This is a genomic window from Gordonia rubripertincta (genome assembly GCF_038024875.1).
Lineage (GTDB): Bacteria > Actinomycetota > Actinomycetes > Mycobacteriales > Mycobacteriaceae > Gordonia > Gordonia rubripertincta.
The window spans coordinates 3,802,230-3,828,274 of the sequence record NZ_CP136136.1; the positions used below are offsets into that span (position 1 = coordinate 3,802,230).

The window sequence follows — 26,045 nt, forward strand, 5'->3', positions numbered from 1 at the left end:
CATGGAGTTACACGGATTGAGCCTGGACATCACCGGATGGTTTCAGGTTGCGTGGTCGGGGGATATCGGGCCCGAGCACGTGGTGCCGCTGAGATACTTCGGCCGAGACCTGGTCGCCTACCGTGGCCGTGATGGCGTTGTGCGCGTCAATGACCGGCACTGCCGACACCTGGGAGGCAGCCTTGCCCATGGCGGCAAGGTGGTCGACGACGGGATACAGTGCCCATTTCACGGATGGGTGTGGAACGTCGACGGCGAGAATGCCTCGATCCCCTATCAGGATCGACCGAGTAGGGCTCGCCGGCTGGGCACCTGGCCGGTGATCGAACGAAACGAATCCATCTACGTCTGGAACGATCACGCGGGCCGTGAACCGTTTTTCGACGTTCCCGACGTCTTCTCCCTGGCAGATCACACCAAAGGCATGGACTTCCACCCCGCGTGGCCCGCCGGCCGCGCACACTATCCGAATCTGCGCGCACATCCACAGATGGTCACCGAGAACGCGGTGGACCCCCAGCACTTTCGTTTCGTACACAGCACCCCCGTCGCCCCGGTCGTCCTCGAAGAACGTGTCCAGGGACCCACCTGGTGGGCCCGGGTCGGTTTCGGCAGCGGCTGGATAAAGCACCCCAACGATGCAGACGGCAATCTGCGCGACGACAGCCACAACACCCTGGTCCTGTATTGGGCCGGGATGGGCAGCAGCACCAACATCGAACAAACCGCGGCAGGCGTACGCATCATCACCATCAACCCCACTCCCGTCGAGGACGGGAAGACCGAACTGTTTGCCACGTACTGGATCGAGCGCAAAGACAACGACATCGAGGACGGCTCCTACCGACGCCGACTCGACGAGGCACAACGCGCATTACCCGATGACATCAACATCTGGGACAACCAGATCTTTCTGGACCCGCCCACCCTGGCCGGCGTAGAAGGGCGCGGTTTCCGGCGCATGCGCCGCTGGGCCAAGCAGTTCTACCCACCGTCGCAGGTCAGCAATCACCCAACGGGTACCGCTGACACACGCGCGCCGGGCGCGGAGATGACCGCGGCCGGCAGCGAGGCATGACGGCAGGCTCAGCCGATGCCGATGCCGATGCCGATGCCGATGTGAAACATACCGGGAACACAGACACGACAGGTGGGCTGAACCCACAGACCCGGCCAGATGCAGCGTCCCGGGAAGCTCATCGCCCTGACGGCGATCCGCTTCCCGGGACGCTGCATCGGTCCCACACAGTGCCGGGATCACGCGTGGCGACTCACACGGCGGCGAGTTCAGCTGGGTTACGAACCGGCAGGCCTAGGAAGCGACGCGCGTTGTCGCCCATGAAATCATACGTGCGCTTCTCGTCCATTCCCTCGGCGTACCGCCAGTAACCGGTGGGCTCTTGGAGCCCCTCGGGATGCGGGAAGTCCGAACCGAACATCACCCGATCCCAGCCGACGGTCTCGACCACGTCGGCGACAGAGCCCTCCCAGAACGGGCTCACCCAGATGTTGCGCCGGAACACATCGATTGGGGTGCTCCGGGAACGCCTGCGGCATCTTCTTGTAGAAGTCCTCGTAATCGTGGAACAACGGGTGCAGCCAAGCAGATCCGTTCTCGATGCTGGCAACGCGCAACTTGGGAAATCGCGTGAATGTCCCGTGCGTGATCAGCGCGGTGATCATGTCGGTGATCTCGCGGTGACCGAGCGCAATCCACCGAAACGCACTCATCTCCGTGAACACCTGCGAGTTGGGCGGCTCCCACTTGTTGATGTAGTCGTCGAGCGGAGGCTGGCTCGCGTGCAGAACGACCGGCAGCCCGGCGGCCTCGACCTCACGCCAGAACGGGTCGAACTCGGGGAGCGAGGGACTGCGCCACTCCTTCCAGTTCCGGACGGGAGCCGGCTTGATCAAGATGGCCTTGGCGCCGTTCTCCAACACGTACTCGAGCTCACGCATGCCTTCGTCGAGGAGGCCGAGGTTGATGACCGGAGTCATGAAAAGGCGGTTCTCGTGGGTGAACCCCCATGTTTCGAGCATCCACCGATTGAGTGCGTGGATCATCGCGGAGCACAGCTCGGGATCCTCTGACGCCGAGTGCTCGACGAGGTTGGCCAACGTCGGGTAGATGAGCGCTTCTTGCACAGACTGGTTGTCCAGCGCCGCAATACGCGGCTCCGGTGCCCGGAACGCCGGGATCGACTCCATGACACGCTCCCTGGCCATCTGCGTCAGGGTCTTGCCTTCGTGATTCTCGGCCGCGAAGAAGGCTTCCCAGGCGCCCGGCGCCGCCACCTTGTCGAATGTCGGGTTCGGGATGTAATCACGGATCTTCCCGAGGATGGAGATCCGTGTCTGATGGCCGACCTGCACAAAACTCACTGCCGACTTGTACTTGTCAGGCAGGTACTTCGTGAGTGCGTCCGGCGTCTCGTACATGTGCTGATCCGCATCGAAGATCGGTGCGTCGGTGAACTGGGTCATGGGGTTCCCCTTTCAGAAGCGAGCGCAGAGTTGATGAGCTGCTGGACAGAACATAACGCTAGTTTGACACAAGTGTCAACTATTGCGTGCTAGGGTCTCGGACTTGAGGGGAAAGTACCCGTTCAGGTACACATAACACGGGCATGAGATGGCCGGAACGAGATGTCAAGTAGCTGGCTACCATGGACTCGCGGCGCGACACTTGCGCGGACGGCGACGATCCCAAGACACAAGGAGGACCACCGATGACCTTGGAAACAAGCGCGAGCAACGAGTCGTCGACGCCCACTGCGGACGAGGAACTGGCCGACCTCGGCCCTCGCGCGTTGAAGGCGCGCGAGGCCATTCTCGATGCCGCCCGCAAACTGTTCCTCGAGCGGGGCTACGCCGGCACACGGATCAACAACATCACCGACGAGTGCGGTGCATCGCGGGCAGGGTTCTACACCTACTTCAAGAGCAAGATGGACGTGGTTGAGGTCCTCGGCCGCACCACCTATCGGGACTGTCTGGCAGTTGTCAGTGCACTGGATGAACTTCCCCGTCCCACCCGCTACGACGATGTCCGCGGATGGGTGCAGTCCTACTTCGATTTCATGGATCAACACGGCGCGTTCATGAACGCGCTCAGCGAGTCCGGCCCGACCGACGAAGAGTTCCGCGCCACTGCCAACAGATTGCAGATGCGCACAGCGTTCCTGGTGGGTATCGCGTTACGAAGCCGTCAGATGACACCGACCGACGCACCGGAGGCGCTCGGACTGAGCATCGTGTCGATGGTGGAGCGGACATGGAATCAGATCCATGTCCGCCACCTGCCCATCGACAGTCAGGAGGTCGTCGCGGCGATCGCCCACATGATCATGGGCACGATCACCGAACCTCAGAGCGCTTCGGTTGGTGTGTAGCGCAGCTTGAGCTCGGCCTTGGCGACCTTGGCGAGCCCGGTGCGAGGCAGTTGCGCCACGATCTCGACGCGCTCCGGGATCTTCTGCGGCATCAGGCCCCAGCCGAGTAGGTGGTCCCGCAATTGGGCGCGGGATGGAGCCTCGGCCCCCGCAGCGATGCTGATGACCGCACAGACGATTTCGCCACGTTCCGGGTCGGGCAAGCCGATGACCGCCACCTCTGCAACCGCCGGGTGCGTCATGAGCGCCGTCTCGACCTCGACCGGCGCAATGTTCTCGCCCTTGCGGATGATCATGTCCTTGAGCCGGCCGACGACCTCGATGTGGCCTGTCGGGTGCATCACGCCGATGTCGCCGGTGCGGAACCAACCATCGGCGGTGAATGCCTTCGCGGTCTCGTCGGCATCGGTGTAACCGTGGCAGACCCCCCGTCCCGACACCTGAACCTCACCCTGCGTGAGCGACGCGCACAGATTGCCCTCCAGGTCGACGATTCTGACCTCGTTGCCCGGGATCGGCCGTCCGTCGGTCCGGGCACGGATCTGCGGCAGATCCTGTGGGTCGGCGACGGCGAGCATGGGCACCTCGGTCATCCCGTAGTCGTGGGCCAGGGCCACACCGAGGATGTCGGTAACCTCGTCGAAGAGCTCGACCGAACAGGGCGCGCCTCCGCCCTTCAGGCTCCGTAGCGCCGGCAGCAGTTTCTCCGGCGCCGCGGCGCGGGCCTGTGCGACCAGCGCTTGGTAGAAGGGCGGCGCGCCGCCGGTGGTCGTCACGGAGTACTTTCCGAACAACTCGACCGCACGGTCGGGCACAAACGTCTCGAGCAGTAGCAAGGGGTATCCCCCGGCCAGCGAGGCGATGATGTATTCGATGCCACCGACATGCGCTATCGGGAAGCCCATCGCGGCGACCTCGCCGGGGCGCTCCCCGAGCCGACCCTGCCCGCCGAAGGCCAATCCGGTTGCCAACAGGGTCGCATCACTGTGCCGTGCCCCCTTCGGTGCGCCTGTCGATCCCGAGGTGAAGTAGACCCAGACGACATCGTCGGCGTCGCGGGAAGGCGCGACGTCGACCGGTTCCGCCTCCATCGGCGCATGTCCGACTTCGATCAGCTCCGGAGCCGTGACGAGGTCCAGGCGACGGACCATCGCGCTGTAGTCATGGCCACCCCACGTGCCCGGCACCAGCACAACGTCCGCGCCGAACGTGCGCAGGGCCGCGGTGACCTCCTTGTCGCGATACTGAGTGATGATCGGCGCCTGAACGGCACCCAGGCGCCGCAGCGCGAGCATCGTGACCGCGGTCGAGATCCGGGTGGGCAGCTGCCACGCGACTCGTGTCCCGGAACCGATGCCCCGGTCACTCAGGGCTGCCGCAACCCTTCCGACCACGACGTCGAGTTCGCCGAACGTCACCGTCGCGCCATGCTCATCGAGGAACGCCGCCGCCGCGGGAGTCGCCGCCGACCGTTTTGCGACCAACTCGTCGATCGAGTCGGTGTCGAGCATCCAAGGCCAACTGTGGTTCATTCGACGTCCTCCCCGTGATACCGCGCGACCAGATCGGCCACACACACCGGCTTGGGCGCCCCCTCGGCCTCGATGACCGTCCGCGTGACGACCTGTACGATCCCCGGCCCCACCTCGTCGACCGTGATCGTCTCCGTCGTTGCCCGGATACGGCTCCCCGCGCGCAGGGGCGACGGGAACCGAACGCGATCGAGGCCGTAGTTGACACCCATCGCCACGCCCTCGACTCGTCGGAGCTGATTGATGAAATGGGGCACCAACGAAAGTGTCAAGAACCCGTGGGCGATGGTGCCCCCGAAAGGTCCGTCTGCTGCGCGGTCCGGGTCGACGTGGATCCACTGATGATCCTCGGTGTCATCGGCGAACGAGTCGATCCGCGACTGGTCGACGAGCAACCAGTCGGTCGGTCCCAGCTTCTGCCCCACTGACGCCTTGAGCGCGGATACGCCGCGGTAGACGATCGCATGCGCCGGTTCGTTCCCGGGATCGAGCAGATTGGACATGCGTTCTCCTTCACTCGGCGTGCGGGGGCACTCAGATCAGACGGTCCGAACCAGCCCACCATCGACTGCAGGAACGATAGGCTTTTCTTGACAAGTTCGTCAACTAGCTGTCGAATGGAGCGACCACCGCCGTCTCACGCCGGCACCGACGTCCCAACGCAATGGGCAACCGAGGAGAGAACGATGCAGAATCCTGCTTGCTCCGAACTTCTGATCGAGTCACGGGGCGCCCTGCGCATCGTGACCCTCAACCGTCCGGAAGCGATGAACGCCACCAGCGAGACCCTGCACGACGCACTCGTCGCCGTATGGCAGTACCTGGCAGAAGATCCGGACGCTCGCGCAGTGGTGCTGACGGGTGCCGGAAAGGCGTTCAGCGCCGGCGGCGACTTCGATCACTTCGTCGAACTGTGGGACGACAAATCCATGCGGCGCAGAGAGATCGACAGTGCGGGCAAGCTGGTTCGGGAGATGTTGGAATGCCCCCTGCCGATCGTGGCGGCGATCAACGGCCCGGCGGTGGGTCTCGGCGCCAGTCTGGCGGCCTGCAGCGACATCGTCCTCATCGCCGAGTCGGCATACCTGTCCGACCCGCACGTCGGGGTGGGTCTCACGGCAGCCGACGGCGGTGCCCCGACATGGCCGTTGCTGATGAGTATGCTGCGCGCAAAAGAATACCTGTTGACCAGCGCACGAATCCCGGCACAGCAGGCAGTTGAGATCGGCCTCGCGAACCGGGTCGTGGCCGACGGCGACGTGCTGACCGAGGCCATCGCCCTCGCGGAGAGGATCGCGGCACAGCCGGCACATGCCGTCCAGAGCACGAAGCGCGCGCTGAACATCCACATGAAGCGGGCCGTCGCCGGGGTCATCGAATATGCACTCGCCGAGGAGTACGCCTCGTTCGATACACCCGAACATCACGAGATCGTCAACAAGTTCCTCGCGCGCAGCCGGTCGCGTGCGGCCGCATCCTCATGAACCCGTCGAACGTCGCGGGACAGGCTGCGGATCATCGCGAGTTCGCGAAGCAGTTGCACGCCGAGCTCGCAGTGCCCACATCACCCGACGAGTCCGACCGATACGCGCGATGGCGCAACACCCGCTACGCGACCGAAGAAGAACAGATCGCCGCCGACGCCCAGCTGATGGCAGAGCTCAACGGATCGGGCTGGAATCGTTTCGGCTGGCCCGCGGAGGTCGGCGGCCTCGGCGGCGACGTGCGTCATCGCGCGGTGCTCTACGAGGAGCTGGCAGCGGCCGGCCTCGCGATCCCGCAACCCACGCTGCTGCTCGAAACCCTCGGACCACCGTTGGTGAAGTTCGCACCGGCGCTCGCTGCCGATCTGCTCCCTCGCGCGCTCGCGGGTGCCGAATGGTGGGGCCAAGGGTTCTCCGAGCCCGAAGCGGGTAGCGACCTCGCGTCACTGCGCACCCGTGCCGTCCGCGACGGCGACCACTATGTCGTCTCGGGGCAGAAGCTCTGGACAAGTCACGGCGACACCGCCTCCCGATACGTCTGCCTGGTGCGGACCGGCACCCCCGAGTCTCGCCACCGCGGGTTGTCGATGATCGTGATCGACCGTGACCTCCCCGGCGTCACGGTCCGCCCGATCGCCATCGCGAGTGGTCGCAACAAACTGGCCGAGGTGTACTTCGACGAGGTACGCGTCGGCGTTGATCGCCTGGTGGGCACGGAGAACGGTGGTTGGGCTGTGGCAACCTACCTGCTGCAGTTCGAGAGGTCGGTCTACGCATGGCAGTCGGCCGCGGCCGCTTTCGGACGGTTCCGCGCACTTGTCGACGCTGCCAAGCAGAACTCGCAGGCCGACGGCCTCGTCTCGCGGATCGGAGCCCTGTACGCCGACCTGGTCACGTTGCGTGCCCGCAGCGCAGCGACTCTGCGCAGGCTCGCCGACGGAGCTCCCGTCGGTCCGGAGGCGAGCATCGACAAGATCGCACTCGCGCGCGTGGAGATCGGACTGTACGACCTCGCCGCCGACCTCCACGGCACCGACTTCCTGTTCGGCGATTCGGCCGAGATGAACGAATGGCGCGACGAATGGTGGTACAGCCGATCGGCCACGATTCTCGGTGGGTCGGCGGAGGTGCAGCGCACCATCCTCGCTGACCACGTGCTCGGACTACCGAAAGAGACTGTCGGATGAGTGTTCTCGACGCCGAGACCACGGCGACCATTCGCGCATCGTTGGAACAGGTCTTTGTCGGCGAACCCTCCGCCATCACCGACGCACTCGGCGAGCTGGGCTGGTCGGAGGTCGTCGAGGCCGACCCGGTAACCGCGCAAACACTGCTCTTCGGCGCACAGGGCCGGGCCCTGGCGGCCAGCAGGTTGCTCGATGAGGTCGCCCTCGCAGCCCTCGATGAGGGGTTCACCGTTGACAGAACCGCCGTGGCCTACGGTGACATCCTCCTCGGTGCCGTGGAAGACGTCGACACCATCGTGCTCCTCGACGTCGACCGCGCCGCTGTGGCGACGGCGGCCGACGCCGGCACGCACGTGCGGAGCTCGTCGGGATTCGACCCTGGTGGGAGCTGGCAGGTTCTCGATCGCGCCGAAGTCCCATCTGTACCCCTCGAACTCGAACCGGACGCTGTCGCAGCGGCTGTGGCCGCGGTGCGACTGGCGCTCACCGCAGAGATCATCGGCGCATGTGAGACCGCGCTCGAGATGTGCGTCCGGCACACGACTGCGCGCGAACAGTACGGAAGGCCGCTCGCCACCTTCCAGGTCGTGCGACATGCACTCGCCGAATCGCATGCGGCAGTGGAACTCACCCGGGCCACTCTGACCGGGGCTCAAGACGCCGACCCCGCGCTCGCACCGCTGGCAGCGCGCGTCGCCAAACACCGGGCCGGCGCGACCCACGCACTCGTGATGCGGCACGCCATCCAAGTGCACGGTGCGATGGGTCTCACCCTCGAGAGCGACGTGCACCGCGCTGTCACACGTGCCGCCGCACTCGACTCGCTGATGGGTTCCCATCACCATCTCGCCCGACAACTCGGCCACGACCTCGTGTCCGGAGCGCAGCTTCCGCTGCCGATCGTCGAAATCTGACCAGTGAACCGGGAGGACACATGACCACCATGAGCGCGCCTGCGGACGTGACACCCGAATCTCTCACTCAGTTCGTTGATGAGGCACGCACCTTCCTGGACCGTCACGCCGATCGACGCTCCCCCACCGCGCTGTCCTGGGGTGAGGGCGACGACCACACCGGCTACTTCTCCGACGATCCCCCGGAAGTAGAACGCATGAACGTCGACGCGGCCCGCCGGTGGCAACGAACGCGCTACGAGAACGGCTTCGGATGGATCACGGGGCCACTCACATACGGCGGCCGCGCGCTCACTCCCGTCCACGAACTCATCTATGACCAGATCGAAGCCGGATACGCGGTGGCCGACACCGGCGTGCTCTCGCTCATCGGCCTCGGCATGATCGGTCCGACCATCCTGACCCACGCCCGCGATGACATCAAGGAGCGCTACCTCCCGGCGATGTATCGCGGCGATGCGATCGCGTGCCAACTGTTCAGTGAGCCCGGCGCCGGTTCCGATCTGGCCGGCGTGCGCACCAGAGCCGAGCGCATCGACGACGGCTGGGTACTGCGGGGACAGAAAGTCTGGACGTCGGTCGCCCACCACGCCCAACTCGGGATGGCTCTGTGCCGCACCGATTCTGATGCTCCCAAACACAAAGGAATCACGGCGTTTCTGGTCGACATGTCGTCACCGGGCGTCGAGGTGCGTCCGCTGCGCCAGATGAGTGGCGGCGCCGAGTTCAACGAGGTCTTCCTGACCGATGTCCGCGTCCCCGACAGTCATCGTCTCGGCGAGGTCAACGGCGGATGGCGGGTCGCGTTGACCACCCTGATGAACGAACGTGCCAGCGTCGGTGGCGAGAGTTCGTCGACCGGTGTGGCCAGGGTCCTGTCCGACGGCTTCCTGGCTTCCCTGCTCCGCGCGACCGGACACCGCACCGACGGCGCCGCACGCCGTCGGCTTGCGGAGATCACCGCCGATCTCACCGCTGCGGAGTATCTCAACCGCCAGACGCTTCGCAAGCTCCGTGCAGGTGCCGAGCCAGGCCCGGAGGCATCCGTCTCCAAAATGCTGTGGGCCCAGAACCTCACGCGCGTAGCACATTTTGCTGCCGAGCTCGTCGGACCGAAGCTGACCGCCGATACCGGTGAGTGGGGAACGTTCTCATGGAACGAACTCCTGCTCTCCACCCCGGCATTCCGCATCCTCGGCGGCACCGAGGAGATCATGAAGAACATCCTGGGCGAGCGGGTCCTGGGGCTACCGAAGGAACCGTCATGAGCGAGCACAGCATCAGTGCCGAGGAACTCCAGGATCTGCGTTCAACGGTGCGCGACATCCTCGCCGAACGCTGTGACGACTCGGCGGTCCGGGCTGCGGTGCAGACCGAGCGGGGCTTCGATGATTCGCTCTGGCGGCTGTTGGCGAGCGACATCGGAGTACACGCGCTGGCGATGCCGAAAGAGTTCGGCGGAGACGGTTTCGGGCTGACCGAACTCGGCGTGGTCCTGGCGGAGATGGGCGCCGCACTGATGCCCGGTCCTTTCCTGTCATCTGTCGTCGTCGCCGGTAGCGCTCTACTGGCATCGGGTGACAGCGCGGCCCAGGCCACGCACCTACCGCGCATCGCGGACGGATCCACCATCGCCACTCTGGCCGTGGTCGAGTGCGACGGCTTATGGCGCACAGAGGGTTTCGCTGTAGCCGGTGAGGCGGACGGTTCGGGTTGGGTCATCACCGGCCAGAAGGCCTTGGTGCCCGATGGGGACGCCGACCTCATCCTGGTCGCCGCGACGACGCCAGCCGGGCCGTCGCTGTTCGCCGTCGAGGCAGGGGCAGCCGGATTCTCGCAGACACCGCTTCGAACTCTCGACATCACCCGGCCGATCTCGCGATTGTCCTTCGACCGAACACCCGCGGTCCTCGTCGGTGCACAGGGCGATGCATCGCGAATCCTGGCCGCAGTACTCGACCGGTCCACTGCTGCCCTCGCCGCTGAGCAGGTCGGCGCCGCCAGGACGTGTCTGACGATGAGTGTGGCCTACGCCAAGGAGCGTGAGCAGTTCGGCCGCAAGATCGGTTCGTTCCAAGCGGTGAAACACAAACTCGCGGACATGTTCGCGCGGGTCGCTCTTGCCGACGCCGCCGCGACCGAGGCGCTACGTGCGGCCGATGGTCACGACGACGCGCCGCTACCGGCCGAGGCAGCTGCCGTGGCGCATTCGGTGTGTTCGGACGCGTTCATGTTCGTGGCCGCGGAGACCATTCAAGTGCACGGAGGGATCGGATTCACCTGGGAGCACCCGGCACACCTCTACTTCCGGCGAGCCAAGGCTGACCAGTTGATGTTCGGGGGCCCGTCGGTTTATCACGAGCGACTACTCGATCAGATCGGTGTGTAACATTCTTCGAAGGATCTCGCGGCCGTGACATTCTCACCGAACAATTATCGAACAGCGCGGGTTGAATGCGATCACACATATCAATCGCGGACGCAGATCCATTTCCCGGTGAGAGTATTCACGTCCCATAAATAGCCAAAAGTGTGCGGTTATTGATTTTCCCAAATCGACTCGACCCATTCTTTATCGAGAGGATCCGATCGGGTTGATTCGACGTGGCAATGTCGATTTCGCAGTGAAGCTCGCTCGGTCACAGCGTTCTCATGGTGCCCGGGTCTCCCGATCTCGGATTCGCCGTGTCGCTGACCGCCGGTCGCCGCCAGCGAGAAACGACCACCGCACCAAACTCCCACGCGTTGTGGAGATGATGCGGTGGTCGCCACGGCGTCCATGTGCGCCGGCCGGATTCGATGTCAGGAAGCCGCACCGAGGATCGGCTCGAGCGGGTCGCGGCCCTCGTCGAAGACGAGGTCGGCCAGCCGCGCGACCTCGGCATCCATCCCGCCCGCCAGCAGCTGCGTGGCTTTCGCCCTCTTGAGGAAGAGCTGCGGCAACGCCTCCGCGGTGAACGCGACGCCGCCGTGGATCTGCATGGTCGACGCCGCCGCGTCGAAGCCCGCTTGCAGACAGTAGGCCGTCGCCGCCTCGGCGATCAGCCCGCGTTGCTCGGGCTGCTCGTCCCACGCTGCGAAAGCCGCTGCCACCGAGGCGGAGGCGGCCTGAGCTGCCACGAACATGTCGGCGCAACGATGCTTGATCGCCTGGAAGCCGCCGATGGCACGGCCGAATTGCCTGCGGCTCTTGGCGTACTCCACCGAAAGGTCGAGGCAGGCGGCGATCTGCCCCGAAGCCTCCGCAGCCAGCGAGAGTCGGAGCAGCGCTCGGGCGTCGTCGAGCACCCGATCCACCTCGGCGATCTTCAGTGGTTCCCCCGACACGTGGTCGAACCGCATCTGTACCACCGGTCGCGTCTCATCGAGGCAAGGAAGTTCCTCGATCACCAGTCCCGGCGAATGAGCATCAACCAGGACGACGACCGACTCACCGCCTCGGGTGGCCGTGACGAGAAGATCTGTCGCGAGGTCCCCGTCGATGACGGCAGCCTTGCTTCCGGTCACCGTGGGACCCCCCGGACCGTCCTCGAGCTCGGTGCGCGCCGCGCCGCGCACGTCGACGTCAGCAAAGGCCACCCGATCGACTCCCGCGGCCACGCCGGCGATGACATCGGCAGCCCGCCCGGAGTCGTCGTGCCGCAACAGAAACGGAGCGACTGTCGCCGACGACAGGTACGCAGTGGGCAACAGTACTCGCCCAGCCTCCTCCAGGAGGATTCCCAACGCCGTCGCACCGGCACCGGCCCCCCCACGTTCCTCGGCGATCACGAGCCCCGGCAATCCCAATTCGACAAGCCGGTCGCGCAACTGCTCATCGCCACGACGACCTTCGGTCACCAGGTGTCGGGTGGTCTCGACCGGGGCGACGCGCGCGAGCCCATCGCGAATCATCGTGCGGAACTCCACCTGCTCTTGGTCCGACATCAGTTCCATTTATGGTCACCTCTTCTTATTTCTACAATTGACTTATATCATTGATTTCATCTGACTGACAGCGTGAAAAGATCAGCTCGAACCGCTAGGAGATAATCGATGACGACTACCCGTCCCGGGGAGACACCAGGCTTCCGTGATGAGGTGATCGAGTTCCTGCGTGACGAACTCCCCACCGATTGGCAGGGCGTCGGCGCGCTTCCGGCCGGCGAACGTGAAGGCTTTGTCGCTTCGTGGCGCAAACTCGCCGGGTCCCGCGGATACCTGGCAGTCACCTGGCCAGAGGAATACGGCGGTCGCGGGCTCGGCAAGGTCGACCATCTTGTCGTGGTCGAGGAGTTCTCCCGCGCGAAGGTTCCGGTCGGCACACCCGGCGACACGGTCTCGATCAAGATGCTGGGCAACACCATCAACAAGTGGGGCACCGACACGCAGAAGGCACAGATCCTCCCACGGATCATCTCCGGCGACGATGTCTGGTGCCAGGGATACTCCGAGCCGGAGTCCGGATCGGACCTCTCGAGTCTGCGCACCCGCGCGGCGCTGCGCGGCGACGAGTGGCATATCGACGGCCAGAAGATCTGGACGTCCAATGCCGCCAACGCCAACTGGATGTTCTTGCTCGCGCGTACGGATCCCGCTGCCGCGCGGACCAAGGGCATCACCATGCTCATCATGCCCATGACACAGCCGGGTGTAGAGGTGCGTCCGATCACCATGCTGTCCGGCGCCAGCGACTTCTGCGAGGTGTTCTTCACCGACGCGGTGACCCCGGCGGCGAACGTGGTCGGATCTGTCAACGATGGCTGGGCCGTGGCCAATTCCCTTCTGACACATGAGCGGGGCGAAGAGGCCGCGGTGAATCCGGTCCTGTTTGCGCACGAGTTCGCGCGTGTCCTGGCGCTGGTCCGCGAGCGCGGCGCCGATCGCGACCCGGCCATTCGCGCGCGGATCACCCGCTCGTACACCGAACTGAGCGCGATGAAGGCGATGGGTGACCGGATACTCGATGCCTACATCCGGGACGGATCCCTGGGGCCCGCGGCGTCGGTCTCCAAGCTGTACTGGAGTGAATACCATCAACGGCTGTCCTCGATCGCGGTCGACGTTCTCGGACAGGACGCCCTGTACTGGGTTGGCGACCCGCCCATGCGCTGGTTCCGCGCCGACGATCCGGGAGCGCCGAACACCTCTGCGTCCTGGTTGTCGATTCACCTGCAGAATTCGTTGGCGGGCACCGTGTATGCGGGCACGTCGGAGATCCAACGCAACATCATCGCCGAACGTGCTCTCGGCCTCCCTCGCGAGTCGCGACAGTCCTGAGGCGGTTCGGCCGGGCCGGCCTCCCCTCAGGGGTGGCCGGCCGGAGTCACTTGCCGACCAGAGCCGCCCAGGCACCATCGCCTTCACCCGGGACGAGTTGGCAGACCCGTAGGTCCCAATCACGCGTTGTGCCGTAGTCGTTGCGCCACGACAGCACCGGTTGGGTCAATCCACGGAGCGGATGCTCGAGTGTCGTACCGATCGCACCATGTACCTGATGCGCATTACGAACAACGACGCCCGACGCTGTGCCGAGAACAGAGCGGGCGATCGCAACCGCACGCTCCAGTTCGTCCAGGCTCGCGCCCGATCGGCCGAGTGAGGCAAGTGAGGTGAGGGCGGCATCCGTGGCGATGTGGGCGAGGGCCGACTCTGCCGCAGCGTCGGCGACCAGATGTTGGACGGCCTGGAAACGCGCGAGCGGCCGGCCGAACTGGCGTCGCTCGGTGACGTGCCGGACGCACAGGTCGATGATCCGGTCCAACGCTCCGGTGGCCTGTACCGCGCGCATCAAAGCGGCACGAAGAAAGAACTCCCTGGCCAGATCGGCACCGATGAGCGTCCCCACGCCTGCCGATGCTGTCATCGTCAACCGATCCCGCGGCCGGCCGGCCAGATCGGAGGCGGACTCGAGCCGACATGAGGACACCGGGATGTCGGCGATCTGCCACGCATCGAAGGCCGCGTCACCCGAAGGCCTCAGCACCAGTATCCGATCCACCTGGCTCGCCCACGGCACGGCACGGTCGGTGCCGTAAACATCAAGGCGCGCTATGGTTCTTATCCCGGATCCACAGCTGATTCCCGCCCTTGTGGCGAGCAGCCCAGCCAACGCGTCATGCTCTGCGATAGGCAGCGGCACCGCGTATCGAGCAGCCGCTCGCAGCAGTTCCGCGACTGTCCACACGTCTGCGTCGTCCGCCGAGGCGAGGTCGGTCAAGCCGAGCTCATCCAAACTCGCCCACAGGTCGCGGTCGAGTTCGAGAACCACGCCCGGCGCGGGACGCCTCGAGTGCCAGTCGGCGAACACGTTGTCGAAGAGGTCGGCCACATCCGGGTCGACCCGGCCGGTATGTCTCGACGTCGGATGAAGCGAGGTCATCAGCGCATCCCCCAACCGCGGGCAACCACGCCCCGCAGGATTTCGTTTGTGCCGCCCCGCAGAGTGAATCCCGAACGCTGGGCAAGGGCGTCGGCGGTCAGCTCACGCACCGGCTCGCCGAGTGGAGACGAACCAGCGTCAAGTCCGTACGACCCGGCCAGTTCAGCGATATCACCCTCGTGCGTGGTGCCAAGGATCTTCGTGATGGCCGCGGCGAGGTCCACCGACTCGCCGCGTGTGAGACCATCGGCGATGGCAGCGGAGAACTCGTGTAGCGCTGCCGTTCGTGCCAGTGAACGCCCCAGTTGCGCAGTCGTTTCCAACGTCCTGTCGGCGACGGCTCGCGCCATGGCGGCCAGCAACGGGAACGTACTCAGAAAGCGCTCCGGTCCACTGCGTTCGTAGCCCAGTTCCGATGTCACCTGCTCCCAACCGGCGCCGATGGTGCCGAACACCCACTCGTCGGGAACGTGAACCTCGTCGAGATAGACCTCGTTGAAGTGGTGCCTGCCGTCGAGGGAGAGAATCGGCCGGATCCGCACCCCCGGCGCGCGGAGATCAACGATGAATTGGCTGAGCCCGCCGTGTCGGTCCCCCGGGTCCACCGCAGCCGTGCGCGCGAGGACGATGAAGTAGTGCGCCCGGTGCGCGCCGGACGTCCAGACCTTCGCTCCTTGGAGCAGCCAACCATCATCGCAACGGGTGGCACGGGTCCGGACCGAGGCCAGGTCGGAACCGGAGTCGGGCTCACTCATTCCGATCGCGAAATAGGTTTCACCGGAAGCAATTCCGGGGAGCAACGCGTGTTTCTGGAACTCGGTGCCGTACTTGAGCAGCGACGGCGCGATCTGCCGGTCCGCGATCCAGTGGGCGGCGAGGGGGGCTCCGGCGGCGAGCAGTTCCTCGGTCACCACGAACCGCTCGAGGAAGCTCTGACCTCGGCCACCGTAGTGTACCGGGATGGTCATTCCCAACCAGCCACGCTCGGCCAGCGAACGACTGAAGTCCTCGTCCCAACCGGTGAGCCAACTGTCGACCTGGCCGACGAACCGCCCGGCCGCGGTCTCCTGCGAGATGAACTCGCGTACCTCTCGTCGGAGATCGCCCATCGCCTGGTCCTCGTCGACCGCCGACGGCATCGCGGGACGATTCATCCGACGACCCCCGCGGCCGCTACCGCCCAGTCTTCGCCGCTGCGGGTGTGCCAGGGGTCGGCCGACAGCTGCTGTCGCGCCGCCCTGACGCTGCACGCACCCATGTCAGGTCGACAGAATCGTCACGGCCGCGGTACCCGGGGCTCCGTACAGCTGGGCGTAAGCGACAGTCGCGCCGTCGACCTGCCGGTCCCCGCACCGTCCGCGCAGCTGGTTCGTGAGCTCCCAGATCTGGCGCAGACCCGAAGCCCCCACCGGTTCGCCGTTGGCGAGCAGGCCCCCGTCGGTGTTGATCGGCAGCGGACCGCCGATCTCGGTGGCGCCTTCCGCGATCAGCTTCTCCTGATCTCCGTCGGCGCAGAACCCGTTCTCCGCCATGTGAATGATCTCGGAAGCCGCATCGGTGTCCTGCAGCTGAATCACATCGACATCCCCCGGCTCTATCCCCGCTTGCTCGTAGGCGGCACGGGACGCGTACACCGTCGGAGAATCCTCGGATTCGAGCGGCAGCGATGGCATCAGCAGTTCGAACGCCCCGTCACGGCGCGAGAACAACGTGCTCGCACGCAAATACACCGGCGTATCGGTGTATTTGTGCGCATCCTCCGCGCGGCAGAGCACCGCTGCCGCCGCACCCTCGTCGGGCCCGCAGTACATGTATTGGCGCAGTGGATAGTTCAGTACCGGGCTGGCCAGTATTTCCTCGACGCCGAGCTTCTTGTTACGCCACGCGACCGGGTTGACCGAACCATTGGCGAACGCTTTCGCTGCCACCTTGGCCAGGGTTGTCTCCGAGATGTCGTGGTCGTGCAGGTAGCGCGTGGCTTTCATACCGAAGAAGTGGGTGGTGAGGAACAGACCGAGTTCGCCGTACCATTCCGGAAGCCCGGATACCGAGGGGTGGTCGGAGAACGCGCCGCGGGGATGTTTGTCGAGCCCGACGGCCACAGCGAGGTTGGCATCGCCGAGACGGAGCGCATTCGCCGCCTGCGCGAGAGTGTTGCCGCCCGATGCACATCCGGTGAAGGTGGAACGTGCCGGTATTCCGGTCATTCCCAGCAGGCCGGTGATGGCCTCCGGGTTCTTGACCTCCATGCTCGATGCCCAGAGTACGTCGACGTCTTCCCATTTCGCACCCGCGTCGCCGAGCGCGTCGATGACGGCGTCCTCGCCCATCTCGAGTGCGGACTTCGAGGGGTAGCGGCCGAACGGATGGAGTCCGACGCCGATGATCGCGATATCTGATGGAGTGCTCATACCGAGGTTTCCTCACTTGTCACAGGGGCGAAGGCGTACATCATGGTCGGCGTGCCCTGGGCATTCCTGGCGAACGGGAGAATCACCAATTCCATCTCCTGCCCGATCATGAGTTTCTCCGGGTCCGGCTCGGTCAGCCGGGCTTGGACGCGCAGGGCGCCGGGCAGTTCGATGTAGCCAACGGTGAAGGGCTGGAAGGTCTTTGCATCGTCATCGCCGGCGTACGGGGGTGAGGTGGGCCGGAATGCCTGAGTGGTGAACGTCCAGAGCGTTCCTCGACGCGGCAACTCCACACGCTCCTGCTCCTCGCGGACCCCGTTCACCAGTCGGTGACTCCGGTAGGGGAACGTCAGCTTTCCGTCCGATCCTTTCGCGGCGATGAGTGCGGGCCGCTCGGCCGGCCAGGTGAACAGGTCGGGCGCCACCGGCACGGTCGCCTCGGCACTGGTCTGGGTCATCGGGGTCTCCTCTGGTCAAACGTGGAACAACAAGGGGGTCAGCAGGGTTGGGCGGGTCTACGCACCTCGCTACGCGGACGGGAAACGAGCTCGACGACCGCGCCGTCGGGATCAGCCAGGAACAGCACGGTGAAGCCACCGGTCGGCGTATCGACCATCGGGATGAACACCGGTTCCGGGATGTCCGCGCCCAGATCGAGAAGGGCGTGGTGGGCCCGCACGACATCCTCGACCGCGAGCGCGATGCGATAGAGGCCGGCGGTGTTCGCATGCCAATCGGGCCTCACCGCGCCGGGATCATGACGGAATTCGATCGAGAAAGTGGGATCCTCGGCCGCGACGAGACTCAGCGCCCCCGCCGGTGCATTCGGGACGGGTTCGAAACCGAGCTGCTGCCACCATGCGGCAGTGCGCTCGAGATCGCTGCTGACCAGCCGGACGTGAGAGAACTTGGCACCCTCGGGCTCATCGACGACCGCACTGGGATCGACGTGGATCAGCTCGACGGGGCCACCGGCGGGATCCGACGCCATCCATGCGGCCACTCGTCGGCCCCGGACCACAACCTCGGTCATGTCGGTGTCGCCCGGCGACAACGCTGCGGGCTGGGGCGTACGCAGACCGATGGCCTCGAACCCGAGTGTGTGGGACTTCATTGCGACCTCCCGCGCGGCCACGGGGGGCTCCCTCCAGCCGACGAGCTCGATTGCCGGCGCGGAGCGCGGCCCGCGACCGTCGTAGTGAAATGCGGTGATGCTCGACGTGTGCTCGCCGAGTCCGAGGGGTCTGCCGTCCGTGTCGTCGGAGACCGACCGCATGCGCTCGACCAGGCCGAGGCGGGTCAGAAAGTCGGCGGATTCGGCCAGTACCGGAGTGTTGACGTTGCAGTGCAGAACTGCATGCACACGTCGGTCGAGGGCGGTCGTCTCGAGTTCGTGGTCACTGATGGTCATCGCGGTCATCTCCTACTCGCGTCCAAACCTCGACGTCCTCGCAACGCCGCTGGTTCAGCAGCCTAGAATAACTTGACACTTGTGACAACTGTGTGCGACGCCATGCCGCTACAGCGAGCCAGCCCCTTGACATAGCCCAGATTCGTCGAGAACGGTGCAGCACCCTCCCGGCGAAGCGGGTCGCTGATAGCTCCAATATGATGGCATTTGACACTTTAGTCAAGTACACTACAGCCAGGATTCGCCGCGCCCACGGAAGAGACTCATGCCCCTTGTACTCGTCGCCGACGACGGACCAGTCCGCACCATCACACTGAACGCACCCGAGCGACTCAACGCGCTCGACCTCGACGTCCTGGCCGAATTGCGAGAGGCGATCGACGACACGGCCAACGCGTCGACGGTCGGCGCTGTCGTCGTGACCGGCGCCGGCCGCAGTTTCTGCTCCGGCGCAGACCTGACCGGCATGTTCGGTGATCTCACCCGACCCACAGAGGAGATCCGCGACCACCTCAAAGGCGTCTACGCGTCCTTTCTCGGCCTCCGGGATCTGACCGTGCCCACGATGGCGGCAGTTCATGGGCCGGCGATCGGCGCAGGTCTGAACATCGCGCTCGCCTGCGACATCATCGTCGGCGGCCCGCGCGCTCGCTACGGACCCACCTTCGCCGAGATCGGCCTGCACCCCGGTGGAGGGTGCTCCTGGATGTTGGTCGAACGCATCGGCCGGTCCCGCGCGATGGCGGCCTTGCTCGAGGGAGCGATCATCGCGGCCGACCACGCTCACGAGATCGGACTGTCGGACCTCCGGGCCGACGACCCGCTCGCCGAAGCATTCCGGCTGGCCTCCCGATACGCGCGGCGCGCCGAACTCAGCAGTGCCATCAAGCGCTCGGTCGATACGGCAACCCACGCGGGATTCGCCGACTCCATCGACGTCGAGGCCTTGGCACAAGCCGAATCCACCACCAACGAGACCTTCCGCAACTTCCTCGTGGAGTTCGCCGCCCGAACCTGACCGCGCGCCGACCGTCCGGGGATCGCGCACCTACAGCTCTCACATCGCTACAGCCCACCAACAGAAGAGGATCCGATCCGAATGCCCAGAGCGCTACTCATCGGTGCCACAGGAACTGTCGGGCGCGCCGTCGCTGAAGTCCTCTGTTCACGAAACTGGGACGTCGTCCTCAGCGCCCGCACTGGGCAGCGTCTCGACGACTTGTCGGCCTCACTCCCGTCCGGACAGGTCACCACGCAACCCTGCAGCGTTGAATCCACTACCGAGACAGACGCTCTCGCAGACCGGTGCACCGCAGCGTCCCTGGACGCCGTGGTGGTGACCACCGCAGCCTCCTGGAACCCGCGCCCAATCGCCGAGCTGGATTTCGACATCATCAACGATGTCTTCGAACGTGACCTGCGACTGCACGTGAACGCGGCACGAACCTTCATCCCCCGACTCTCGCCCGGTGCCGTCTACCTCGCCACCGGCGGCGGCATGGCCGACTTCACGTTCCCCGGCATGGGGCCCATGTCGATGACGCAGGCGGCACAGCGAGCGTTGCTGCGGTCCTGGCACAAGGAGGGAAAGACGTCCGGTATTCACATCCGCGAGCTGTTGATCGCCGCGATGGTGCGGGGACACGGCCCGAACGATGCACGCGAGGGCTCCCTGACCGCCACCGAGGTCGCCGAGCACCTCGTCCAAGTGGTCGAGAACCCGCTCGACAACCCCGGCGCGGTCGTCACCATCGACCCGTCGTCGCGCACCACACACTCGTACACCGGAGGAATCTGATGGGACTACTCGACGACCGCGTGGCGATCGTGACCGGCGGCGGCCGCGGTCTGGGCCGCGCACATTCTCTCGAGCTCGCCGCACAGGGAGCAACAGTCGTCATCGTCGACCCCGGTGTCGGACTCGATGGGGCACGAGACGCCGAGACACCCGCACACTCTGTTGTTCGTGAGATCGCCGAGATCGGCGGCAAGGCAGAGGTCGCCGAACTGTCGGTCACCGACTACGACGCCATCGGAGACCTCGTTCGAACAGTGGTCGCTGCACACGGCGATGTGCACGCCGTGATCAACAACGCCGGCATCACCCGCGACAAGATGATCACCTCGATGGAAGAACGCGACTTCGACGATGTCATCGCCGTCCACCTGAAGGGCACCTTCAACCTCATGCGGCACGCCGCCGGTCACTGGCGCGAGCGTGCGAAAGCCGGCGACCGGGTCACCGGTCGAGTCATCAACACCACCAGCGGCTCCGGCATGCGCGGCAACATCGGGCAGCTTGCTTATGGCGCAGCCAAGTCCGCGATCGCCAGCGCCACTGTCGTCGCGGCCATGGAGCTGCAACGTTACGGCGTCTCGGTGAATGCAGTGTCGCCGGTGGCGCGCACCAGGATGACCGAAGCGGTCGGCGGGCTTCTCGCCGAGGTCGAGCCAGGGGCATTCGACACGTTCGCGCCCGAGAACTGTTCGCCCGTGGTGGCGTACCTGGCCAGTGAGCAGGCCGGCTGGATCACCGGCCAGATCATCCGCGTGGACGGCAACCGACTCCGCATCTACGAACGATGGAGCCTTGGTACACAAGCGTTCTCGCTGTCGGAGGAGCGCGCGCTGCGCACCGACGAGATGGATGTCGCGCTGCGCTCGCTGTATGGCGCGATTCCGCTCGGGCTCGGCGACCGACGCCTGCAGGACAACGAATAGGAGCACGCTGTGGCTACGCATTCTGCCGACCTACTCACCGGCGTGCGCATCGTGGACTTGACGACCACGTTCATGGGCCCGTACTGCACCATGCAGCTCGCACGTCTGGGGGCCGACGTGGTCAAGGTGGAGGATCCCAAAGGGGATGTGGTTCGCGGCATCCTCGATCACGACGGGACGGGCCTCGGGCCGATCTTCCTGAGCGCCAACCATGGCAAACGCAGTCTTGCCGTGGATCTGAAGAAAGAGCGCGGGTGCGACCTGTTGTTCGAACTCGTCGCGGCCGCCGACGTCTTCGTCTCCAACATGCGGCCCCGTGCGCTGGAACGCCTCGGGATCAGCACCGAGGCGATTCTCGACCGGAATCCGCGGTGTATCGTCGCCAATCTCGTCGGCTTCGGCGCGGGCGGGCGATATGACGGAACAGCCGCCTATGACGACGTCATCCAAGCGGTCAGCGGCATGGCCGCGGTGCAGGGCGGACCAGAGGGGCCGCCCACCTACGTGAAGTCGGCGATCGCCGACAAGACTGTCGGGTTGGTGGCGGCGAACTCGATTCTCGCCGCTCTGTTCAGTCGCGAACGCACGGGTCGCGGGTGTGCCATCACGGTACCGATGTTCGAGACGATGGCCGCGTTCAACCTTCTCGACCACCAGGGGGCCCGGACCTACGATCCACCCCGTGGCGACACGGGCTATCCGCGCCTCATGTCACCGTTCCGGCGCCCATACGCCACCAGCGACGGCTACCTCGGCGTGGTCGTCTACACCGACCGGATGTGGCTGTCCTTCTTCGATCTCATCGGCCGTCCAGAGCTCACCGACGACCCCCGCTACCGGACGATCACGGGCCGCACGCAGCACATCGACGAGCTCTACTCACTCGTCGATCACGAACTGCGGAAACATCCGTCGGCGTATTGGGAAAAGGCACTCGCCGGTGCCGACATCCCGGTCATCCCGGTCCGGTCCCTCGACGATCTGCTCGACGACCCGCACCTGACCGACGTCGACTTCTTCGAATCAGTCGACCATCCCGTGGCCGGGCCGCTGCGCCTCGCGCCGTACCCCGCCAGCTTCTCAGCCGGCACCGGCGCCGGCGTGCGACCGGCGCCCACCCTCGGTCAGCACAGCCGCCAGGTGGCGGCCGAACTCTCCCTACCGCGCGCGACCATCCAATCGCTGATCGATGACGGCGTCCTGGTCGAGACCCCGATCGGAGTCCACTCATGATCCCTTCACTCAACGGTTCGGCAGTCATCGTCGGCGCCTACGAGCATCCGGGTCGAAAGCTCCCCGACCACACCATCGCGCAGGTCCACCGCGAGGTGATCCTCGGTGCGCTCGCCGATGCGGGGCTGGCGCTCGCCGATGTCGATGGCTTCTTCTGCGATGCAACGACTCCCGGCCTGGGCCCGGTCGACATGATGGAGTACCTCGGCATCGAAGCTCGCGTGACCGCCTCCGGCGAACTCGGCGGCGCAACCTATGTCGCCTATATCGGACAGGCTGCCGCCGCCATCGCTGCCGGTCATTGCCGAGTCGCGGTGATCAGCCTGGCCGGACTGCCCAGTCAGGCAAGTACCAAGAGCGCAGCCCTGGCGTTGCCTCCGGGCCCCGTGGCGAGCTTCGAGAACAACGGATTTCGGGGCGGCTACGGTCCGGTCGCCGACTACGCACTGGTGGCGCGACGCCATATGCACGAGTTCGGCACCACGTCCGAACAACTCGCCTGGATCAAGGTGGCGGCGTCCGAGCACGCCAAACACAACCCGAATGCGAAACTCCAGGAGCCGGTCACCGTCGAGCAGGTGCTGGCCTCCCCCCTCGTAGCCGATCCACTGCACGTCATGGACTGCTGCGTGATGACTGACGGCGGTGGTGCGCTGGTCGTGGTCCACCCTGACATCGCACGGGACCTCGGAAGGCGCGGAGCCATCCTGCGGGGTTACGGTGAGGCGCACAAGGATTCGATGCTCGGGCAGATCGACCTGACCTACTCGGCCAACCGGCGCGCCGGGGAGCAGGCCTACGCGGAGTCCGGGCTCGGGCCACAAGACATCGGCTACCTGTCCCTGTACGACTCGTTCACCATCACCGTGCTGCTCGCGCTCGAAGATCTCGGCTTCGCCGAACGGGGCCGGGGCGGGCGATATGTCGAGAACCTCGGTCTCACCGCGGCGGGCGGGCGAGTGCCCGTGAACACCGACGGTGGCGGGTTGATGAACAACCACCCGGGAAATCGCGGCGGAATGACCAAGACGATCGAAGCGGTCCGGCAACTCCGCGGCGAGGCCACCCCTGCCGTACAGGTCCCCGACCTCGAGTTCGCACTCGTGGCGGGAACCGGATTCCGACTCTCTCAACGGCATTACAGTGCCGCAGCCGTATTGGAGCAATACCCATGACCACCTACTTCGAGCCCGGACTGCCCACCGATCAACCGGCCTTCGACCCCGAGACCGCACCGTATTGGGATGCCGCACGGGTGGGACACCTCGTGCTGCCGTTCTGCGAGGCCTGTCAGCAGTTCTTCTGGTACCCACGAGGATTCTGCCCCCGCTGCGCCGGCGATTCGCTTGCGTGGCCTGAGGCGACCGGCCGCGGCGAGGTGTACAGCTATTCGGTCGTCAGACGCGCCTTCGGAGAGTGGGCGGAGTACACGCCGTTCGTGATCGCCTGGGTTACCCTCGATGAGGGGGTCACGGTGCTGACCAACATCATTGGCTGCTCCGAAGACCAACTCGCCGTTGGCATGCCCGTCGAGGCAGTGTTCGAGTCGGGCTCTGACGCTGATCTACCGGCACTGCGCTTCACTCCTGCCTGAAGGGACCTGTCCGATGTCGCAACACACCGGTTCCGCGGTCGACGCGGCCACCGAGACTCCGATCGTCGACACCGGGCGGGTGCTTCCGCAACCGACCCTGACAAGTGCGGAGTTCTGGGCCTCCGGCGCCGACGGCATCCTCCGGATCGCCCAATGCAGCTCCTGCGGCCGGCGCACACATCCGAAGCCGCCCGTCTGCCGCCACTGCGGGCACGAAGATGTGCCGATGACTGGTACCAGCGGCCTCGCGACGGTTGTCGGATTCACTGTCAACACCCAGCAGTGGCTGCCACGGTTCCCTCCTCCGTATGTCGTCGCCATCGTTGCGCTGCAGGACGACCCGGATGTCCGCCTGACCACCAATATCGTCCACTGCGCGCCGGAGACGCTCCGCATCGGCATGCCGGTGCGGGTCACGTTCGAGCACGCCGCCGACGACATCTGGCTCCCGCTGTTCGAGCCCGACCCGGACCGCGACGACGCCGTCCTCGATGTCCCCGACCCCTCATCGACACACACCAACCTACGGCCGAGGGCATCCACGACGAAGTTCGAGGACAAGGTCGCAATCACCGGAGTGGGCCAGTCGCAGATCGGACGACGACTGATGGTTGACCCGCTCTCCCTGACCATCACCGCCTGCCGGCAGGCGGTACAGGACGCGGGACTGCGCTTCGCCGACATCGACGGTCTCTCCACGTACCCGGGCGCAGCACCGGCCGGCATGTCGGAGGGAGGCATCATGGCCCTGGAAGACGCCCTGGGCATCCATCCCACGTGGGTCAACGGTGGTGGAGAACTTCCCGGCCAGAACGGGTCCATCGTCGCAGCCATGCTCGCGGTCGCATCGGGATTGTGCCGGCATGTGCTGTGCTTCCGGACAGTCTGGGAGTCAACATATTCAGAGCTGTCACGAACCGGGCAATGGCACATCCCCGAGCAGCGCGCAACCGGAATGCTCGAAGAACGCGCACCCTACGGGGCGATGTCGCCGGCGAATTGGATCGCCTGCCATGCTTCGCAGTATCTGCATCGCTACCACGTCGACCGTGAGGTCCTCGGCTGGATCGCGGTCAATGGGCGAAACAACGCATCCGCGAACCCTGAAGCCGTCTATCGCGAGCCGATGACAATCGACGACTATCTCGGTGCCCGAATGGTGTCGTCACCATTCGGCCTGTACGACTGCGATGTTCCCTGTGATGGAGCGGTCGCGGTAGTCGTGTCCGCGATCGAGACCACCAAAGACCTCCCCGGCACTGCGGTCCGCGTCGAGGCGGTGGGCACCCAGATCACCGAGCGAATCTCCTGGGATCAAGGCACGCTCACGCACCTGCCCCAATCGCTGGGCCCGGCCGCCCACCTGTGGACTCGAACCGACCTCACCACCGACGACGTCGACGTCGCGATGCTCTATGACGGATTCACCTTCAACGCCCTGTCCTGGCTCGAAGGACTCGGCTTCTGTGAGTTCGGGGGCGCCGAGGATTTCATCGATCGCGGACGAGGTATCGCCATCGACGGACCGCTACCGGTGAATCCGCATGGCGGGCAACTCTCCGCTGGACGTACGCATGGCTACGGGCACTTCAGGGAGGCGGTGCTGCAATTGCGAGGGCAGGCACCCGGCCGGCAGGTCGATGACGCACACGTCGCGGTCGTCACCGCAGGTGGCGGAGTGCCATCCGGAGCCATCCTGCTCCGCGCCGAGTGACAAACCACTGTTGTGGAAACCGCGAACGTTCCGTACCAGACCGACAATCGTCGCGAATCGCTCTCGACGACGTGAGTCGATACAGTGAACC

At 65.4% G+C, this 26,045-nt stretch carries 24 protein-coding genes and 1 pseudogene; 15 read left to right on the forward strand and 10 right to left on the reverse strand.

The features are described from left to right. Position 1 precedes the first annotated feature (1 nt). Positions 2-1,078, forward strand: coding sequence for a Rieske 2Fe-2S domain-containing protein (locus RVF83_RS17200; protein WP_005199464.1), 1,077 nt, complete (start codon positions 2-4; stop codon positions 1,076-1,078). 8 nt (positions 1,079-1,086) lie between these two features. Here the strand turns inward: RVF83_RS17200 and RVF83_RS17205 are convergent, their stop codons facing one another. Beyond that, a complete protein-coding gene (locus RVF83_RS17205; protein WP_157226851.1) occupies positions 1,087-1,236 on the reverse strand; it encodes a hypothetical protein in 150 nt (49 codons plus the stop codon). 35 nt (positions 1,237-1,271) lie between these two features. After that, positions 1,272-2,484: pseudogene (locus RVF83_RS17210) on the reverse strand (amidohydrolase family protein). 245 nt (positions 2,485-2,729) lie between these two features. Between RVF83_RS17210 and RVF83_RS17215 the strand changes: the two are divergent. Continuing rightward, the gene (locus RVF83_RS17215) at positions 2,730-3,392 is read left to right on the forward strand and encodes a TetR/AcrR family transcriptional regulator (protein ID WP_005199466.1); all 663 of its coding nucleotides are present in this window, start codon (positions 2,730-2,732) and stop codon (positions 3,390-3,392) included. Here the strand turns inward: RVF83_RS17215 and RVF83_RS17220 are convergent. After that, a complete protein-coding gene (locus tag RVF83_RS17220) occupies positions 3,368-4,924 on the reverse strand; it encodes a class I adenylate-forming enzyme family protein (RefSeq protein ID WP_157226852.1) in 1,557 nt (518 codons plus the stop codon). The genes RVF83_RS17215 and RVF83_RS17220 overlap by 25 nt on opposite strands. Next, positions 4,921-5,427, reverse strand: coding sequence for a MaoC family dehydratase (locus RVF83_RS17225; RefSeq protein WP_005199468.1), 507 nt, complete (start codon positions 5,425-5,427; stop codon positions 4,921-4,923). Before RVF83_RS17225 ends, RVF83_RS17220 begins: the two co-directional genes overlap by 4 nt. 183 nt (positions 5,428-5,610) lie before the next feature. Here RVF83_RS17225 and RVF83_RS17230 point away from each other — a divergent pair, with 183 nt between their 5' ends. The 5 genes from RVF83_RS17230 to RVF83_RS17250 are packed head-to-tail and all read left to right on the forward strand — an operon-like array spanning position 5,611 to position 10,898. Continuing rightward, on the forward strand, positions 5,611-6,408 hold the full coding sequence (locus RVF83_RS17230) for an enoyl-CoA hydratase/isomerase family protein (protein ID WP_005199469.1): 798 nt from the start codon (positions 5,611-5,613) through the stop codon (positions 6,406-6,408). Next, the gene (locus RVF83_RS17235; RefSeq protein WP_005199470.1) at positions 6,405-7,595 is read left to right on the forward strand and encodes an acyl-CoA dehydrogenase family protein; all 1,191 of its coding nucleotides are present in this window, start codon (positions 6,405-6,407) and stop codon (positions 7,593-7,595) included. Before RVF83_RS17230 ends, RVF83_RS17235 begins: the two co-directional genes overlap by 4 nt. Further along, positions 7,592-8,509, forward strand: coding sequence for an acyl-CoA dehydrogenase family protein (locus RVF83_RS17240; protein ID WP_005199471.1), 918 nt, complete (start codon positions 7,592-7,594; stop codon positions 8,507-8,509). Before RVF83_RS17235 ends, RVF83_RS17240 begins: the two co-directional genes overlap by 4 nt. Positions 8,510-8,529: 20 nt before the next feature. Next, a complete protein-coding gene (locus RVF83_RS17245; RefSeq protein WP_005199472.1) occupies positions 8,530-9,777 on the forward strand; it encodes an acyl-CoA dehydrogenase family protein in 1,248 nt (415 codons plus the stop codon). Beyond that, complete coding sequence (locus RVF83_RS17250) at positions 9,774-10,898, forward strand: acyl-CoA dehydrogenase family protein (RefSeq protein ID WP_005199473.1); 1,125 nt, start codon at positions 9,774-9,776, stop codon at positions 10,896-10,898. Before RVF83_RS17245 ends, RVF83_RS17250 begins: the two co-directional genes overlap by 4 nt. Before the next feature lie 413 nt (positions 10,899-11,311). Here RVF83_RS17250 and RVF83_RS17255 read toward each other — a convergent pair whose 3' ends face one another. Next, on the reverse strand, positions 11,312-12,445 hold the full coding sequence (locus RVF83_RS17255) for an acyl-CoA dehydrogenase family protein (protein WP_005199474.1): 1,134 nt from the start codon (positions 12,443-12,445) through the stop codon (positions 11,312-11,314). Positions 12,446-12,544: 99 nt separating this feature from the next. On the opposite strand from RVF83_RS17255, the gene RVF83_RS17260 reads away from it, so the two are divergent. Further along, the gene (locus tag RVF83_RS17260; protein WP_005199475.1) at positions 12,545-13,768 is read left to right on the forward strand and encodes an acyl-CoA dehydrogenase family protein; all 1,224 of its coding nucleotides are present in this window, start codon (positions 12,545-12,547) and stop codon (positions 13,766-13,768) included. Positions 13,769-13,814: 46 nt separating this feature from the next. Here RVF83_RS17260 and RVF83_RS17265 read toward each other — a convergent pair whose 3' ends face one another. From RVF83_RS17265 to RVF83_RS17285, 5 genes are all read right to left on the reverse strand, one after another. Beyond that, entirely contained in the window at positions 13,815-14,870 is a 1,056-nt protein-coding gene (locus RVF83_RS17265; RefSeq protein ID WP_005199476.1) for an acyl-CoA dehydrogenase family protein, read from the reverse strand. Then, complete coding sequence (locus RVF83_RS17270; RefSeq protein ID WP_005199477.1) at positions 14,870-16,024, reverse strand: acyl-CoA dehydrogenase family protein; 1,155 nt, start codon at positions 16,022-16,024, stop codon at positions 14,870-14,872. Before RVF83_RS17270 ends, RVF83_RS17265 begins: the two co-directional genes overlap by 1 nt. A 105-nt stretch (positions 16,025-16,129) precedes the next feature. Next, positions 16,130-17,281: a thiolase family protein gene (locus RVF83_RS17275; protein WP_005199478.1), complete on the reverse strand. Its 1,152-nt coding sequence runs from the start codon at positions 17,279-17,281 to the stop codon at positions 16,130-16,132. Further along, positions 17,278-17,739: a Zn-ribbon domain-containing OB-fold protein gene (locus RVF83_RS17280; RefSeq protein WP_005199479.1), complete on the reverse strand. Its 462-nt coding sequence runs from the start codon at positions 17,737-17,739 to the stop codon at positions 17,278-17,280. Before RVF83_RS17280 ends, RVF83_RS17275 begins: the two co-directional genes overlap by 4 nt. Before the next feature lie 38 nt (positions 17,740-17,777). Continuing rightward, positions 17,778-18,692, reverse strand: a complete 915-nt coding sequence (locus RVF83_RS17285; protein WP_005199480.1) for a VOC family protein — start codon at positions 18,690-18,692, stop codon at positions 17,778-17,780. A 265-nt stretch (positions 18,693-18,957) separates the two neighbouring features. Between RVF83_RS17285 and RVF83_RS17290 the strand changes: the two genes are divergently transcribed. The 7 genes from RVF83_RS17290 (at position 18,958) to RVF83_RS17320 (ending at position 25,954) form a co-directional block, all read left to right on the forward strand. Then, complete coding sequence (locus tag RVF83_RS17290; RefSeq protein WP_005199481.1) at positions 18,958-19,710, forward strand: enoyl-CoA hydratase-related protein; 753 nt, start codon at positions 18,958-18,960, stop codon at positions 19,708-19,710. Positions 19,711-19,791: 81 nt separating this feature from the next. Then, positions 19,792-20,490, forward strand: a complete 699-nt coding sequence (locus tag RVF83_RS17295) for an SDR family NAD(P)-dependent oxidoreductase (protein ID WP_005199482.1) — start codon at positions 19,792-19,794, stop codon at positions 20,488-20,490. After that, entirely contained in the window at positions 20,490-21,413 is a 924-nt protein-coding gene (locus RVF83_RS17300; RefSeq protein WP_005199483.1) for an SDR family NAD(P)-dependent oxidoreductase, read from the forward strand. The genes RVF83_RS17295 and RVF83_RS17300 overlap by 1 nt, the downstream gene beginning before the upstream one ends. A gap of 9 nt (positions 21,414-21,422) precedes the next feature. Beyond that, entirely contained in the window at positions 21,423-22,646 is a 1,224-nt protein-coding gene (locus RVF83_RS17305) for a CaiB/BaiF CoA transferase family protein (protein ID WP_005199484.1), read from the forward strand. After that, a complete protein-coding gene (locus RVF83_RS17310) occupies positions 22,643-23,821 on the forward strand; it encodes a thiolase domain-containing protein (RefSeq protein WP_005199485.1) in 1,179 nt (392 codons plus the stop codon). Before RVF83_RS17305 ends, RVF83_RS17310 begins: the two co-directional genes overlap by 4 nt. Then, positions 23,818-24,240 (forward strand): Zn-ribbon domain-containing OB-fold protein, encoded by a 423-nt coding sequence (locus RVF83_RS17315; protein WP_005199486.1) that lies wholly within the window; start codon positions 23,818-23,820, stop codon positions 24,238-24,240. Before RVF83_RS17310 ends, RVF83_RS17315 begins: the two co-directional genes overlap by 4 nt. A gap of 13 nt (positions 24,241-24,253) precedes the next feature. Then, positions 24,254-25,954, forward strand: coding sequence for a thiolase C-terminal domain-containing protein (locus RVF83_RS17320; protein ID WP_005199487.1), 1,701 nt, complete (start codon positions 24,254-24,256; stop codon positions 25,952-25,954). The last annotated feature ends 91 nt before the right edge of the window (positions 25,955-26,045 follow it).